Source organism: Shouchella sp. JSM 1781072, from assembly GCF_041949915.1.
Classification (GTDB): domain Bacteria; phylum Bacillota; class Bacilli; order Bacillales; family Bacillaceae_D; genus Shouchella.
The window spans coordinates 662,991-677,210 of the sequence record NZ_JBHFQE010000003.1 but is presented as its reverse complement, the minus strand read 5'-3'; the positions used below and the strand labels follow the sequence as shown (position 1 = coordinate 677,210).

The following is a 14,220-nucleotide window of genomic DNA, read 5'->3' as shown; positions in this document are numbered from 1 at the left end:
AAATAACTTAAGATGAAGCCGATTTTTTTTGAACGGAAAACGTATTGTTAAAATAACTACAGTAAAAGACGTGTTCAACGGCAACAATCCCCTTCACTTTCAGCTGTTGACGCACCCAATCTTCCGTAAGGTTAAGAATTTGAAGGTGATCTTTTTGTAATACGCCATCCATAATTAAAGGGAGGGTAAACGGAGTATTGTCGTTTTTCTTGAAAATAGACAACGTCCCTGATGCCTCAAGCATCGCCCAATCGACTTCTTGGACATCTGCAACATTTTTATCTCTTAGCTGTAACATGATATCATCAATATTATAGTTTTGTTTTTCAAGATTTTTTTGTAAAAATTGGCCATCCTTAATGATAATGACAGGTTCGCCGTCAACTAGATCTCTAAACTTTTGATTTTTCACTTGTAGATAAGCAAAAATTCGTTGTAAAAGAATTAAAAGTGCAATAGGTGCCAGCCCACGATAAAGGGGCAAGTCAGGATCATCAATTAAGATAACTGCTAATTCAGCGATCATTAATGTAATAATGACGTCAAGTACACTGACTTCACCAAGTTCTTTTTTTCCTGTTAATCGAAAGAATATTAATACCGCAACAAACATTATAACCGTTCTGATTAGGATGGAGAGTAACTGGTCCAACGTACATCACCTCCATTAAAGTATGAACGAATTGAGAAAAATTTATTTATCTAAAAAGGAGATGGACGTTCATGCATAACGTAACATTGATGGATTTACCAGCTAAAGAACGATATAAGCTGTTGAGTGGCGCTGTCGTCCCACGCCCGATTGCATTTGTCACAACGGAATCAACAGAGGGGAATGTGATTAATGCCGCGCCGTTTAGCTTTTTCACGATGTTAGCAGGTGATCCACCTCTGCTTTCTATTGCTGTTGGTCGAAAACAAGGCGAAATGAAAGATACAGCGCGGAATGTCGTGACGCATAAAGAACTCGTGATTCATGTTGTTGATGAATCTTTAGTGGAAGCGATGAATCAGACGGCTGCGACGTTAAAAGCAGATGAAAGTGAACTTGAGTTAACGGACTTAGCGCTTGTGAACAGTACAAGCGTCCGCGTTCCTGGTATTAAAGAAGCACTGATTCGATTTGAATGTAAACTAGAGTCTCATCTTCCTATAGCAAATGATGATGGCGTTACAGCATTTGATTTACTCATTGTTCGTGTGATTGAGATGCATTTGGATGAACGTGTGTATGACGACGAAAAAAATTATGTTCTGGCTGATCAATTGAATCCTGTCGCTCGTTTATCTGGTCCGAACTACGCTGGCTTAGGAGAGTTGTTCTCGTTAAAACGTCCTGACTAATGAAATAGATAGGTACCACAGACCAAAATACACGTTTGGTCTGTTTTTTTGAGTCGTTTTACGTCATAATGTAGAGATGAAGAATGGGCTTTTCATGCATAAAGAAAGCCAAATCGGGCACATTCACACTAAAGATGCATATAGCTACTATAGGCGAATGTTTTGAAGAGTAAGTGGATGATGACCTTAAATTAGAGGACGATGATAATGAACGAATATATACAACGTTGTGAAGCTTTAATTCAAGAGTTACCTCATGATGCCGTGCGTCAAAATGAACCAATTTATAAACATACCTATACGCAAATGGGTGGATTAGCGGATTTATTTATTACGCCAACGACCTACGATGATACGCAGCGTGTGTTGAAGTTTGCACACAGGAACGATATTCCGGTTACGTTACTTGGAAACGGGTCGAACGTCATTGTAAAAGACGGTGGAATTCGAGGCATCACGCTTTGCTTAAAACATTTGAATAACATTGAAATAACGGATACAAAGGTAGTCGCGCAAACAGGTGCGACCATTATCGGCGCTTCAAGAGAAGCATTGGCAGAATCCCTAACAGGGCTTGAGTTTGCATGTGGCATTCCAGGCACAGTAGGTGGCGCCTTTTACATGAACGCAGGTGCGTACGGTGGACAAATTGCAGACGTATTGGAACGTGTGCTTGTGCTGACGGAAGAAGGAGATTTTCTAACACTCGAAAAAGATGAATTTGAGTTTGATTATCGTAAAAGTGTGTTCTCCAAAAAACAATACATTGCTTTGGAAGGAACCATGTCTCTTGAAAAAGGAGATGTTGTTCAGATTAAACAGAAGATGGATGAACTGACAATCGCGCGGGAAACAAAGCAACCTCTTGAATATCCGTCGTGTGGAAGTGTATTTAAGCGACCACCAGGGATGTTTGCAGGAAAACTGATTCAAGAAAGTGGTCTACAAGGGACGCGTATTGGTGGTGCGGAAGTATCAAAAAAACATGCTGGTTTTATTGTGAATGTTGATGGCTCAACAGCGTCCGACTATATGAATCTTGTTCGTCACGTACAAGAAAAAGTAAACGAAACGTTTGGCGTGATGTTGGAAACCGAAGTCATTACAATAGGAGAAGATCTTAAAGACCCTGTTAATGATTAATTAACAGGGTCTTCTTACGAGAGGTGATGAGAATGCCGGAAGGTCCAGAAATAAGACGAGCTGCATTTGAAGTGGAGCAAGCGGTTGCTAATCAACCTCTTGTGGAAATATCGTTTGCGTTTCCGCATTTACAAGAATATGAAGAGGTTCTTTCATCTGCAAAAATAGAGGCTGTACGCACAAAAGGAAAAGCGATGCTGATTCATTTTTCAAATGGGTACAGCATTTATTCTCATAATCAACTGTATGGAAAATGGATGATTCGCAAGTCTTATACGTACCCAAAGACAAACCGACAACTTCGACTCGCGCTGTATACAGAGAAGCAAGCGGCGCTGCTTTATAGCGCTTCCGATATAGAGGTGTTGAAAACGGACGAGCTTGATCAACACCCTTTTATTATGAAGGCTGGACCAGATGTTTTGTCTGATCAGGTGACGGCAACGACTCTTCTTGAACGCATGAGATTAAAATCATTTCGTAATCGAGCGTGGGCCGCCTTACTGCTCGACCAAGGCTTTGTAGCAGGGAATGGCAATTATTTACGAAGTGAGCTATTATATGTAGCGGGTATTTCACCTGATGCAAGACCTGTAGACTGTTCGGAATCGGAGCAAGAAGTGATGGCTGAAGCGCTCATTACGTTGTCGGAACGTTCGTATGAAACGGAAGGTCTTACCGTTGAAGCGTTGCTAGTAGATGAATTAAAACGTGCGGGTAAGAAGCGCCGTGATTATCGCCATTATGTGTTTAATCGTGAAGGCAAGCCATGCTATGCATGTGGAGAAACGATCTTAAAAATAATGAAAAACGGACGAAGATTGTATTATTGTCCGTATTGTCAGTAAATAACCTTTGCTTTTTTGGCGTCCTTCCGATAAATTAGGGAGGGGTCTGCTGATTAGGCAGAGAGTGAGGTAAATATGTTAAAACGCTTTTTTGCTTACTACGTTCCGCATAAGCGCTTGTTTTATATTGATTTCTTTAGCGCGATCGTAGTAGCAATTCTAGATTTGATTTTCCCGCTTGTGGTGCAGTGGTTTATTAATACACTCTTACCAGAACAAGAATGGGGAACGGTTGTATGGGTATCAGGTGCCCTATTAGGAACGTATCTTGTGAGTGCATACTTACAGTACAATGTAAATTTCCTTGGTCATAAACTTGGAATTAACATTGAAACTGATATGAGGCAGGATTTATTTGAAAGTGTACAAAGACAGTCGTTTCGTTTCTTTGATAATACAAAGACTGGGCATATTATTAGTCGAATTACGAACGATTTGTTTGATATTGGTGAACTTGCTCACCACGGACCGGAAGATTTATTTATTGCGGTCATGACGTTTGTTGGTGCATTTAGCATCATGTTTTACGTTAATCCAAGCTTAGCACTTGTGGCACTAATCTTTGTTCCAATTTTAATTGCCTTAATTACATACACGAATATTAAGATGAATAAAGCGTGGAGAAAGATGTACACAGAAATAGGCGATGTAAATGCTCGGGTAGAAGACAGCGTGTCAGGTATGCGTGTTGTTCAATCGTTTACAAATGAAGCCCACGAAGTAGAGACGTTCCGTGAAAATAATAAACGCTACCGTAACGCAAAAGTAGGCGGCTATAAAGTCATGGGCTACACCTCTTCAGGAATTTTCTTGGCGACTCGTTTGATGATTCTTTCAGTGCTTATTTACGGTTCATGGTTGTTATATGTCGGTACGATTGATGTAGGAGAATTCGTGCTCTTTATTCTTTATATTAATATTTTGTTTAAACCAATTGAAAAAATTAGTGCGATTCTTGAGCTTTATCCAAGAGGCATGGCAGGGTTTAAACGCTTTACTGACTTAATGGATGAAGAAGTCGACGTTGTTGATAAGGATCAGGCAAAAACAGCGCCAGTACTTGATGGAGCGATTGAATTTAACGATGTGACATTCGGTTATGAAGAAAATCGTCCTGTTTTAGAAAATGTCGACTTGTACATTCCGGCTGGAAAAACTGTCGCGTTTGTTGGACCATCTGGTGCAGGAAAAACGACGATCAGTTCATTAATTCCGCGATTCTACGATATTAATAGTGGAAGCATCATGATTAACGGTATGGACGTAACAGATATGACAAAACAGTCATTGCGTTCACAAATCGGCATTGTTCAGCAAGACGTGTTCTTATTTAGCGGGACGTTGCGTGAAAACATTCGTTATGGAAACTTAGATGCAACGGATGAAGAGATTTATCATGCTGCTAAGTTAGCAAACTTAGACGCACTTGTTGAAACCCTTCCGAATGGCTACGATACGCAAATTGGCCAGCGTGGACTTAAGCTCTCTGGCGGGCAGAAACAACGGATTGCGATTGCGCGTACATTCTTGAAGAATCCGCCAATTTTAATTTTGGATGAAGCGACGTCCGCACTCGATACAGAGACTGAAGCGCTTATTCAGCAGTCATTAAAAGAGTTAGCAGAAGATCGTACGACCCTTGTCATTGCGCACCGACTAGCGACAATTCGTCATGCAGACCACATTGTCGTTGTCACAAAAGACGGGATCGTTGAACAAGGTACGTATGAAGAACTAATTCAACAAAATGGTGTGTTTGCCACACTAAACAGCATTCAAATTAAGCAATAAAGATCGATTAAAGCAAATCATCACTAGATGATTTGCTTTTTTTATGCATAAGCTGCCTTCATTTGGAAAAGATAGATGTGAAAGAATGATAAAGGAGCTGTATGTAAAATGGATGAAAAGCATAAGTCCCCTTCATTTGGAACAGGTGTGACAGGTGCAGGCGATTCACTCGATCAGCGCAAAGCATCGAATGAGAAAGACGAAACGCTGACTAACCGTCAAGGTCACCCTGTAAAGGACAATCAAAATGTTCGAACAGTAGGAAACCGTGGTCCGACAACACTTGAAAACTATGATTTCTTAGAAAAAGTAAGCCACTTTGACCGAGAACGAGTACCTGAGCGTGTGGTACATGGTCGTGGCGCAGGAGCACATGGGTATTTTCAATCGTATGGAAAAGTAGGAGACGAAGACATTTCCAAGTATACGAGGGCAAAAGTTTTCACAAATACAGAAGTGCAAACACCGGTTTTTGTTCGATTTTCAACTGTTATACACGGCACACATTCACCAGAAACGTTACGTGATCCACGAGGATTTGCGGTTAAATTTTATACGGAAGATGGGAACTGGGATTTAGTCGGGAACAATTTAAAGATTTTCTTTATTCGTGACCCACTTAAATTCCCTGATATGGTTCATGCGTTTAAGCCAGACCCAGTAACCAACCGTCAAAGCATGGAGCGCTTCTTTGACTTTGTTTCCTCAAGTCCAGAAGCCACGCATATGATTACGTTCCTATTCTCTCCTTGGGGCATTCCGGCGAACTATCGGAATATGCAAGGTTCTGGGGTTCATGCCTATCGCTGGGTAAACGAGGAAGGGAAAGCGGTTCTTGTTAAATACCACTGGGAACCTGTACAAGGTATTAAAAACTTAACGCAAAAAGAAGCGGATGAGATTCAAAGTCAGAACTTTAACCATGCGACACAAGATTTATATGAAGCCATTAAAGAAGGCAATTACCCAGAGTGGGAACTATATGTTCAAATTATTGAGGATCACGAGCATCCTGATCTTGATTTTGATCCACTCGATCCAACAAAACTCTGGTACAAAGATCAATTTCCATGGCATAAAGTCGGTAAAATGGTCTTAAATAAAAACCCAGAGAACTACTTTGCTGAAGTCGAGCAAGCCGCTTTTGGAACAGGTGTCCTCGTTGATGGCTTAGATTTCTCTGATGATAAACTATTGCAAGGGCGTACGTTCTCTTACTCGGATACGCAGCGTTATCGTGTTGGCGCGAATTACTTGCAGCTGCCAATCAATGCACCTAAAAAACGTGTGGCAACAAACCAGCGCGATGGTCAAATGGCGTATCAAGTTGATTCACCACCAAGCAACAACCCTCATATTAACTATGAACCATCAGTAATTGGCGGATTAAAAGAAGCAGAGAAGACAGGGAAAGATCATACCCCTCATGTCTCTGGCGAAGTAAAAGGCGAAGCGATTGATCGACCAAATAACTTTGGTCAGGCTGGTGAGACGTACCGTCGCTTAGCAGATTGGGAAAAAGATGAGCTAATTTCCAATTTATCTGGTGCATTAGCCGATGTTCACGATGCAGTCCGCGAACAGATGATTAAAAACACAACAGAAGCCGATGCAGACTACGGAAAGCGACTGAAAGAAGCGATTACAAAAGAACGAGAAAGCATGGAAGACCGGAAAGAACAAAAGGTCGACGAAGCGAAGCAAGACAGTCAACCATCTGACCCGTATTAAGAAAAGAAGAAGCTGTCTCAGTGGAGGCAGTTTTTTTTTGGATGAAAAACGAGCGTTATGCCTGTTTTGATTCAAAATCTAGCAAACACCCTGACACGTTAATAGTTTTTGCATATGAATAGCATGTGGCGTAAAGCGCTGCATGCTTTTTCGCATCGGTAATGGATGCGGACAAGCACCTAAATTTCAAAGGAGGAGAAAAGAATGACAAGAATTTTTCTAGATCCAGGACATGGGGGAAGTGACCCAGGTGCAGTAGGAAACGGGTTACAAGAAAAAACGCTAACACTAGCAATTGCAACACGTATTCGAGATATTCTACTAAATGAATATCAAGGTGTTGAAGTTCGTATGAGCCGAACAAACGATGTATTTGTCGGGTTAACCGAACGGACACAGCAAGCCAATGCATGGAATGCCAACTACTTTATGTCCATTCACATTAATGCAGGTGGTGGTACAGGCTTTGAATCGTTTATTCATAAGAATGCAGGAGCAGAAACGGCGCGTCTGCAAGGCATTATTCATCCTGCCATTATGCAACAGATGAATGTGACGAACCGGGGTCAAAAACGAGCAAACTTTGCTGTGTTACGAACGTCTAATATGCCAGCAATCTTAACAGAAAATCTCTTTATAGACCGTGCAGCAGACGCAAATCTTTTAAGAAGTTCCGCTTTCTTAGATCGTGTAGCGAGAGGACATGTAAATGGACTAGCACAAGCGTTTAATTTACAGCGAGGTGGTGGCGGTGGTGGAACCATCTACCGTGTCCAAGTCGGTGCATTCTCCGTTCGAGCCAATGCGGACCAACAGCAAGCACGATTAAGAGCAGATGGCTATGAATCGATTATTATACAAAGTGGTTCTCTGTTCCTCGTGCAGGCAGGTGCCTTTTCAGTCAGAGCGAATGCAGATGCACTTGCGAGTGAACTGCGTGGGCGAGGGTATGATGCCACTGTTGTGAGTGGATAACAGGTTAAAATAAACGTGACCTCCGCTTTAAAGCGAAGGTCACTTTTTTCGATAGTTAAGATAAATTTTTATTTAGACTGTCTTTATTTTGTCTTTCTTCCGGTCAGTCGCCACTGTAAATCCAGCAACGCCCAAGGCAATAAGACTAATGAGCGCTGCTAATGTAAAGACATGCTGGAGTCCAAATTGTTCTGCAGCAAAACCAGCTAGGTATGGTCCGATAAAAATGCCGATCGCATAGATAGATTGGTAAAACCCCATGACAGATGTCTTCAGAGACGCTGGGGCAAGACTGGCAATTTGAGATAATAAGAGTGGCAGGACAATCCCAATTGTTAAGCCGATAATCGCGTGCAATAAGCTTATGGAAAAGAGTTCTGTCGCAAGTGGCATACAGAAGAATGTAATCGTTGTAAGGATTAAGCTGCTAATAATGAGCCTTTGTTCCGCATGAGGAGCTACATTCATCACCGCAACAAGGATGGATGCTCCTGCATGTGGCACAAAAAACGCGACCATGACCCAAACCATCGCTCCTTCTGAAATTCCCTGGGCTCCGGCGTAGACCGGGGTGAAGCCAAAGATTGAAATAAACAAAAGTGCGTGAGTGAATAAAGAAATCAATGTGATAGGAATCAGCTTTTTCACTGATAATGTTGAACGAATAATAGAGCGAAATGATCCATTGACACTAGAACGGTTTTTGTTTGGAACAACTTTTACAGATAAAGCGAGAATGAGTCCGATGAATGCTGTGATAATTCCGACCCAAAACGGAATAGCAAAGCCCATCCACTCTACAAGCAAGCCCGCTGTAAGCATGCTAATAAACTGTGGCATGACCGTGGCAAATTGCAGCGTCCCCATTGCTTTTCCGGTTTGATCTGGGCGGAAATAGTCTGCATACATGATGGTGGCCATGACCCACATAGCAGCGGTAACACCGGCGAGAAGCCGACCGATCAATATCCATACGAAAGACGTAGAAAGTAAAAGAATAAAGCCGCTAATGATCGCAACGACAAACCCACCAACATAAAAGTGTTTTTTTAACGTCACGAGTTTGTCGAGTAAGACCCCGAGTGGAAAGCGAAGCAATACTTGTGTGATGCCATAACTTCCAAGAATAATGCCTATCAAGCCGTAACTAAAAGGAATGGACTCTAAATAAAGGCTGAAAACAGGAACGTAGCTATATGTAGCAAGCCAGAAGCAAAAGACAGATGCGAGAAAAATAATGTGATGTATGCGTCTAATTTGTGTATCCACAGGTGATTCCTCCTTACCTCATTTCATCTTAACACCTTTTTTCCAAGTGATTGTAGCAGGAATTCATTTTTTTAAAGCGAAGAAACATAGAATGTAAGGATTGTGATGAAGGAGGATGTTTATGTCTAAGTCAACGGAGATTATTAAAAAAACAGAGGAATATGGTGCTAATAACTATCATCCCTTACCGATTGTCATTTCGAAAGCGCAAGGTGTGTGGGTTTGGGATGCAGAGGGCAATCGATATCTTGATATGCTAAGTGCCTACTCAGCGCTTAACCAAGGGCATTGTCATCCAAAACTAATTCAAACGCTAAAAGACCAAGCAGAACGGGTTACGCTTACGTCCCGTGCATTTCATAACGATCAACTGGCCCCTTTTTATGAAAAAGTGGCAACGTTAACGAAGAAAAACATGGTGTTGCCAATGAATACAGGGGCAGAAGCGGTTGAAACGGCCTTGAAGGCAGCGCGTCGTTGGGGCTACCAAGAGAAAAAAGTGGTGGCGAATAAAGCAGAGATTATCGTGTGCGCCAATAATTTTCACGGACGGACACTTGCGGCAGTCTCACTTTCTTCAAGTGACGAATATAAGCGTGGGTTTGGTCCGTTGTTACCAGGTGTAAAAGTCATTCCTTATGGCGATGAAAAAGCGTTGGAAGAGGCGATTACAGGCAATACGGTGGCATTCTTGGTTGAACCGATTCAAGGGGAAGCGGGCATACTTATTCCACCTGACGGTTACTTAAAAGAGGTTCGTCGTATTTGTACAGAGAACAACATTCTCTTTATTGCGGACGAGATTCAAGCAGGTTTAGGCCGAACAGGAAAATGGTTTGCGTGTGAACATGAAGGCGTCGAGCCAGATATGTATATCCTCGGAAAGGCGCTTGGAGGAGGGATCTTGCCGATATCTGCAGTCGTGGCGAATAAAGACATTCTAGGTGTGTTTGAGCCGGGTTCACACGGGTCAACGTTCGGAGGTAATCCACTTGCGTGTGCCGTATCCATTACCGCGCTGGAAATTTTGGAAGAGGAATCGTTGTTAGAGAATGCTCAGGAACTTGGCGATTATTTTATAAAGGAATTGAAAACGTTAACGCACCCTTCTATTAAAGAAGTACGTGGGAGAGGCTTATTCATTGGAATTGAGTTGACAGAATCGGCTCGCCCGTTTTGCGAGCAGTTGAAAGAAAGAGGACTGTTATGCAAAGAAACCCACGAAAACGTCATTCGCTTTGCGCCGCCATTGATTATTACGAAAGAAGAACTGGAACATGCGTTAGAACAAATTAAAGAGGTGTTATCTGGGAACGATTCAGAGTAAAGACCGACTTAATCGTTCGTGATAGGCTTTAATGACGCAATAAATAATGATAGACGATGAAAGCGTCCATACCGGGCGCTTTTTTTGTTTAGATATGGTTTTGTGAGGGGACCTTATTTGAATTCAAGGAAAAACAAGAGTATACTTTTGTTGACTTATATGCTTGAAAGCGTAAACCATAAAGGAGCAGAAAGATGTCTGAACATATGAAAACAATCTTTGATTTTGTTAAGCCGACTCGTTATCGCTATATCCACATTTGCAAAGAATGTGACCAACCGAGTTTCTCGAACGAGTCTTCTAGCGAGGAGCCGTGCATCCGATGTGGTGCCAATGCTTATCATGTCACGCCTTATTATAATCCCTCTGAAGACTATGCACTTGATGTTGATTATTATGCGATTACGATGATGTATGCACTTTGGAAAGAAGGGCTTCATCAAACTCAAGTTGTTTTTGATGACTTTTATCGGAAAGCCCCTTTTGTTCGAGGCGTTGGCGAATTTAGTACAGAGTTAGGTGGCTATGTCGCGTTCGGTGGACTTGGACATTTAATTGATACAATCGAAAACTTATACTTTAATGAAAGTGATATAAATTACTTACGAGAGCAATCAGAAGGTTTTGATGAAGCGTTTCTCGATGATTTACGAAAGCTCCGTTTTAGTGGTGATTTACATGCTGTTGAAGAGGGCAATATTGTGTTCCCAAATACGCCGCTTATCCGAATTGAAGCTCCAGTTTGGGAATGCATTTGGATTGAAGCGATGTTGTTAAACATCATTAATGCTGAATCACTCGTGCTCACAAAAGGCGCACGCATTAAAACGATTGCGGGCAAAGACGGCTTACTAGAGATGGGCAAAAGACGTGCGCAAGGTAGAGATGCCAGTGTGAATGGTGCAAAAATGGCCTACATCGCTGGTTTTGACGCGACGAGTAACGTAAAAGCGGGTAAACAATTCTCGATGCCGATCACAGGTACACAAGCGCATGTGTTTATTATGTTTCACCCTTCCGAATTGGAAGCTTTTCTTGCGTATGCGGAAGTATTCCCGCAGAAAACCATTCCACTCTTAGATACGACTGACACATTAGGAAGTGGATTGCCGCATGCGATTGAAACAGCTCGTCGACTAGAAGAAAAAGGATATGAGATGACGGCCGTTCGGTTGGATAGTGGGGATTTGGCTTATTTATCTAAAAAAGTTCGCAAGCGTCTTGACGAAGAAGGATTGGAGCATGTAAAGATTGCGGCAACCAACGATTTAGATGAATACACAATTGCGTCACTGAAACAGCAAGGCGCAAGAGTAGACATTTGGGGTGTTGGAACAAAGTTTATCACAGCGTATGACAACCCTGCTCTTGGTGGTGTGCATAAGATTGTAGCGAGACGCCCATTGCATTCGGAATTAGAATCAGACCAATATACAAAAGATGACTGGGTGGCGTTAATTAAGATCTCTGAAAGTATCGAGAAGATTTTAAATCCAGGAAGAAAGAAAGTCTACCGCTTGTTTGGAGACGATGGGATGGCAAAAGGAGATTATGTTTGTTTAGAACATGAATCGTTAGAAGGAAAAGAGGAAATTCTCCTAAAACATCCACGCAACCCATTAAAGGCGAAGCGAATTCGTGACTTCCAAGCGGTGGAATTGTTACAGCCGATCTTTGAAGGCGGAAAGCTAGTTTATGATGTTCCTTCCCTTCGTGAAGTCCGTGACTATCATGCTTTTCAAAAACAATCTTTTTGGGAAGAATATCTTCGCTTAGAAGTACCAGAAGTGTACCCAGTATCCTTATCAGATGAATTGACAGAGATGAAAAACCAGCTCATTCATGAAAAGCGAGAAGGGTAACATTCCTTTCACTCTTTATAAAAAAGTGCTCCATGAGGAATTCTCGCTCATGGAGTTCTTTTTTTATAGCCACTTCTGTAAAAACTCAAATGATTTTTCGTAAGCTGCTAGATTATTCTCGTAGCGAACAAAGAAATGACCTTCATTTTCAAAGTATAAAAAATCTACAGGATGGTTGCGTTGTTGAAGTTGCTCAACAATTTGCTCTGCCTCAGAGATTGGCACACGTGGATCATTTCGACCGTGTAGAACAAGAAGAGGCGCTTCAATTTGATCGACTTTATGGATCGGGTCGATGTTGTCAAAGAAATCAATATCTTCTTCAAGAGAGCCATACTCTGCTTCCCGCACTTTCCTTCTCCATATACTTGTATTCTCTAAAAATGATTTGAAGCTTGAAATACCGACGATATCGATGGCGGCAGCCCACTGTGTTGGGTAATGAGTGATTGCTGCTAGAACCATAAAGCCGCCGTAGCTTCTTCCCATCACCGCAATTTTATCTGGGATGGCTAGCTCTTGCGCTTTTAACCATTCTGCTAGTTCATTTAAATCACGAACCGAATCCATCCTGTTCCGTTTATCATCTAGATGATGAAATCGCTTTCCGTAGCCAGTGCTTCCACGTACATTTGGTGTGCAAACAGCAAAACCTTGTGAGACAAAGTACTGAAGAAATGGGTTATAAACAGAACGAATCTGGCTTTCGGGACCACCATGGACAAAAATAACGACGGGATGCGGACCTTCTTCTGCTGGTTTGTAATAGAAAGAAGAAATCGTTTCGCCATCTGAACTTGTAAACATCACTTCTTCTGATTGCGTTAAGTGTGGGGTGATGTGACGAGCCTTCGTACAGTTTTCAACAGCTTGCAATTGTTTTTTCTCGATTTCATAGCACCAAATAGAGGTTGGATGTAAGGCACCGTTTAATGAAAATAGGACGTGGCTTGTATCTTTAGAAAACGAAAAACTTGAAACAACACCTTTCTCAATCGAAAGTTTCGTTTCTTGCCATGCTGGAATATGGGTAAGGTACGCTTCGGAAACGCCCCCTTTGTTTAGCGCATACGCTAAATATGCCCCATCCTTACTTAACACGAGTTCTTCATAATCATAATTAGCTGTATATAGCCACTCCAGCGCTTTCGTTTCAACGTGAATGCGTGCAACGCCGCTATATTCTCTACCAACGTTACTAATGCAATAGATGTACGTCCCTTCTTTATCAAAACAAGCATTAGTAAAATGAGCTTCGCCGTTATGTAGTGTGAGCCATTCAATGGTTTTGGTTTCTAAATGTAAGAGGCCTAGATCATTATCTAAATTTGTCGATGTTTTTTGGATCAGTAGCTGTTTTCCATTAGGATGAAACGACACTGGGTCGTGGCGACCATCCTCTTCATAGACACATTCTATTTCAAATGTATCGGTACGCTGGGTATAGACATCAAAAAACTGGGGATGCCGACGGTTGCTGCTCCATGCAATCGTTTGTTTATCAGGTGAGAGCCCACCGTATTGATGGATATGAGCGGGATCGTCTGTTAATGGTAGCAGATCCTCCTTATTTTTAACTAGGAAGAGTTGTTGTTTTTCATTAACACCATGATCCATACCGATTAGAATGTCATCACCAACGTATGTGGCAAACATGATTCGTTCGGATGTTTCAATCAACCGGCTAGATGACTGCGTGGTTAAGTTGTATTCGTATGCTTGAGGCAAACCAGATGCATCATTTATGTAAAGAAATCGATCAGATTGAACCGGATGAAAAACAGGACTTGATGCGGTATCAATCGTAAGAAAATCTGAAAGCTGCATGAAAACCATCCTCTCTCATTTAAATTGATTTAATGATAACTTTTTTCGCGCAATTCTTCAAATATCAACATTGAGACTTTAGAAAGTAGAAGCACTAGCCGAA

The 14,220-nt window shown here is 41.8% G+C and carries 11 protein-coding genes; 8 read left to right on the top strand and 3 right to left on the bottom strand.

Features of this window, described 5'->3' with window-relative positions; all coding sequences use genetic code 11:
- Positions 1-7: 7 nt before the first annotated feature.
- Positions 8-652 (bottom strand): DUF421 domain-containing protein, encoded by a 645-nt coding sequence (locus ACE1TH_RS17380; protein ID WP_099304666.1) that lies wholly within the window; start codon positions 650-652, stop codon positions 8-10.
- Between the two features lie 71 nt (positions 653-723).
- Between ACE1TH_RS17380 and ACE1TH_RS17375 the strand changes: the two genes are divergently transcribed.
- The 6 genes from ACE1TH_RS17375 to ACE1TH_RS17350 all read left to right on the top strand — a co-directional run bounded on the left by ACE1TH_RS17375 (position 724) and on the right by ACE1TH_RS17350 (position 7,832).
- Positions 724-1,344: a flavin reductase family protein gene (locus ACE1TH_RS17375; protein WP_375079612.1), complete on the top strand. Its 621-nt coding sequence runs from the start codon at positions 724-726 to the stop codon at positions 1,342-1,344.
- Between the two features lie 207 nt (positions 1,345-1,551).
- Positions 1,552-2,487 (top strand): UDP-N-acetylmuramate dehydrogenase, encoded by a 936-nt coding sequence (gene murB, locus ACE1TH_RS17370; RefSeq protein WP_099304664.1) that lies wholly within the window; start codon positions 1,552-1,554, stop codon positions 2,485-2,487.
- 32 nt (positions 2,488-2,519) lie between these two features.
- Positions 2,520-3,335, top strand: a complete 816-nt coding sequence (nei, locus tag ACE1TH_RS17365; RefSeq protein WP_375079611.1) for an endonuclease VIII — start codon at positions 2,520-2,522, stop codon at positions 3,333-3,335.
- A gap of 75 nt (positions 3,336-3,410) precedes the next feature.
- Positions 3,411-5,126 (top strand): ABC transporter ATP-binding protein, encoded by a 1,716-nt coding sequence (locus tag ACE1TH_RS17360; RefSeq protein ID WP_375079610.1) that lies wholly within the window; start codon positions 3,411-3,413, stop codon positions 5,124-5,126.
- A 108-nt stretch (positions 5,127-5,234) separates the two neighbouring features.
- The gene (locus tag ACE1TH_RS17355) at positions 5,235-6,857 is read left to right on the top strand and encodes a catalase (protein WP_375079609.1); all 1,623 of its coding nucleotides are present in this window, start codon (positions 5,235-5,237) and stop codon (positions 6,855-6,857) included.
- A 204-nt stretch (positions 6,858-7,061) separates the two neighbouring features.
- On the top strand, positions 7,062-7,832 hold the full coding sequence (locus ACE1TH_RS17350) for an N-acetylmuramoyl-L-alanine amidase (RefSeq protein WP_375079608.1): 771 nt from the start codon (positions 7,062-7,064) through the stop codon (positions 7,830-7,832).
- Positions 7,833-7,904: 72 nt separating this feature from the next.
- Here the strand turns inward: ACE1TH_RS17350 and ACE1TH_RS17345 are convergent, their stop codons facing one another.
- Positions 7,905-9,101: an MFS transporter gene (locus ACE1TH_RS17345; RefSeq protein ID WP_375079607.1), complete on the bottom strand. Its 1,197-nt coding sequence runs from the start codon at positions 9,099-9,101 to the stop codon at positions 7,905-7,907.
- A gap of 121 nt (positions 9,102-9,222) precedes the next feature.
- Here ACE1TH_RS17345 and ACE1TH_RS17340 point away from each other — a divergent pair, with 121 nt between their 5' ends.
- The gene (locus tag ACE1TH_RS17340) at positions 9,223-10,428 is read left to right on the top strand and encodes an ornithine--oxo-acid transaminase (protein ID WP_375079606.1); all 1,206 of its coding nucleotides are present in this window, start codon (positions 9,223-9,225) and stop codon (positions 10,426-10,428) included.
- Positions 10,429-10,622: 194 nt separating this feature from the next.
- Positions 10,623-12,290, top strand: coding sequence for a nicotinate phosphoribosyltransferase (locus ACE1TH_RS17335; protein WP_255224245.1), 1,668 nt, complete (start codon positions 10,623-10,625; stop codon positions 12,288-12,290).
- A gap of 63 nt (positions 12,291-12,353) precedes the next feature.
- On the opposite strand, the gene ACE1TH_RS17330 is transcribed toward ACE1TH_RS17335, so the two are convergent.
- Positions 12,354-14,117, bottom strand: coding sequence for a S9 family peptidase (locus ACE1TH_RS17330; protein WP_375079605.1), 1,764 nt, complete (start codon positions 14,115-14,117; stop codon positions 12,354-12,356).
- Positions 14,118-14,220 lie beyond the last annotated feature (103 nt).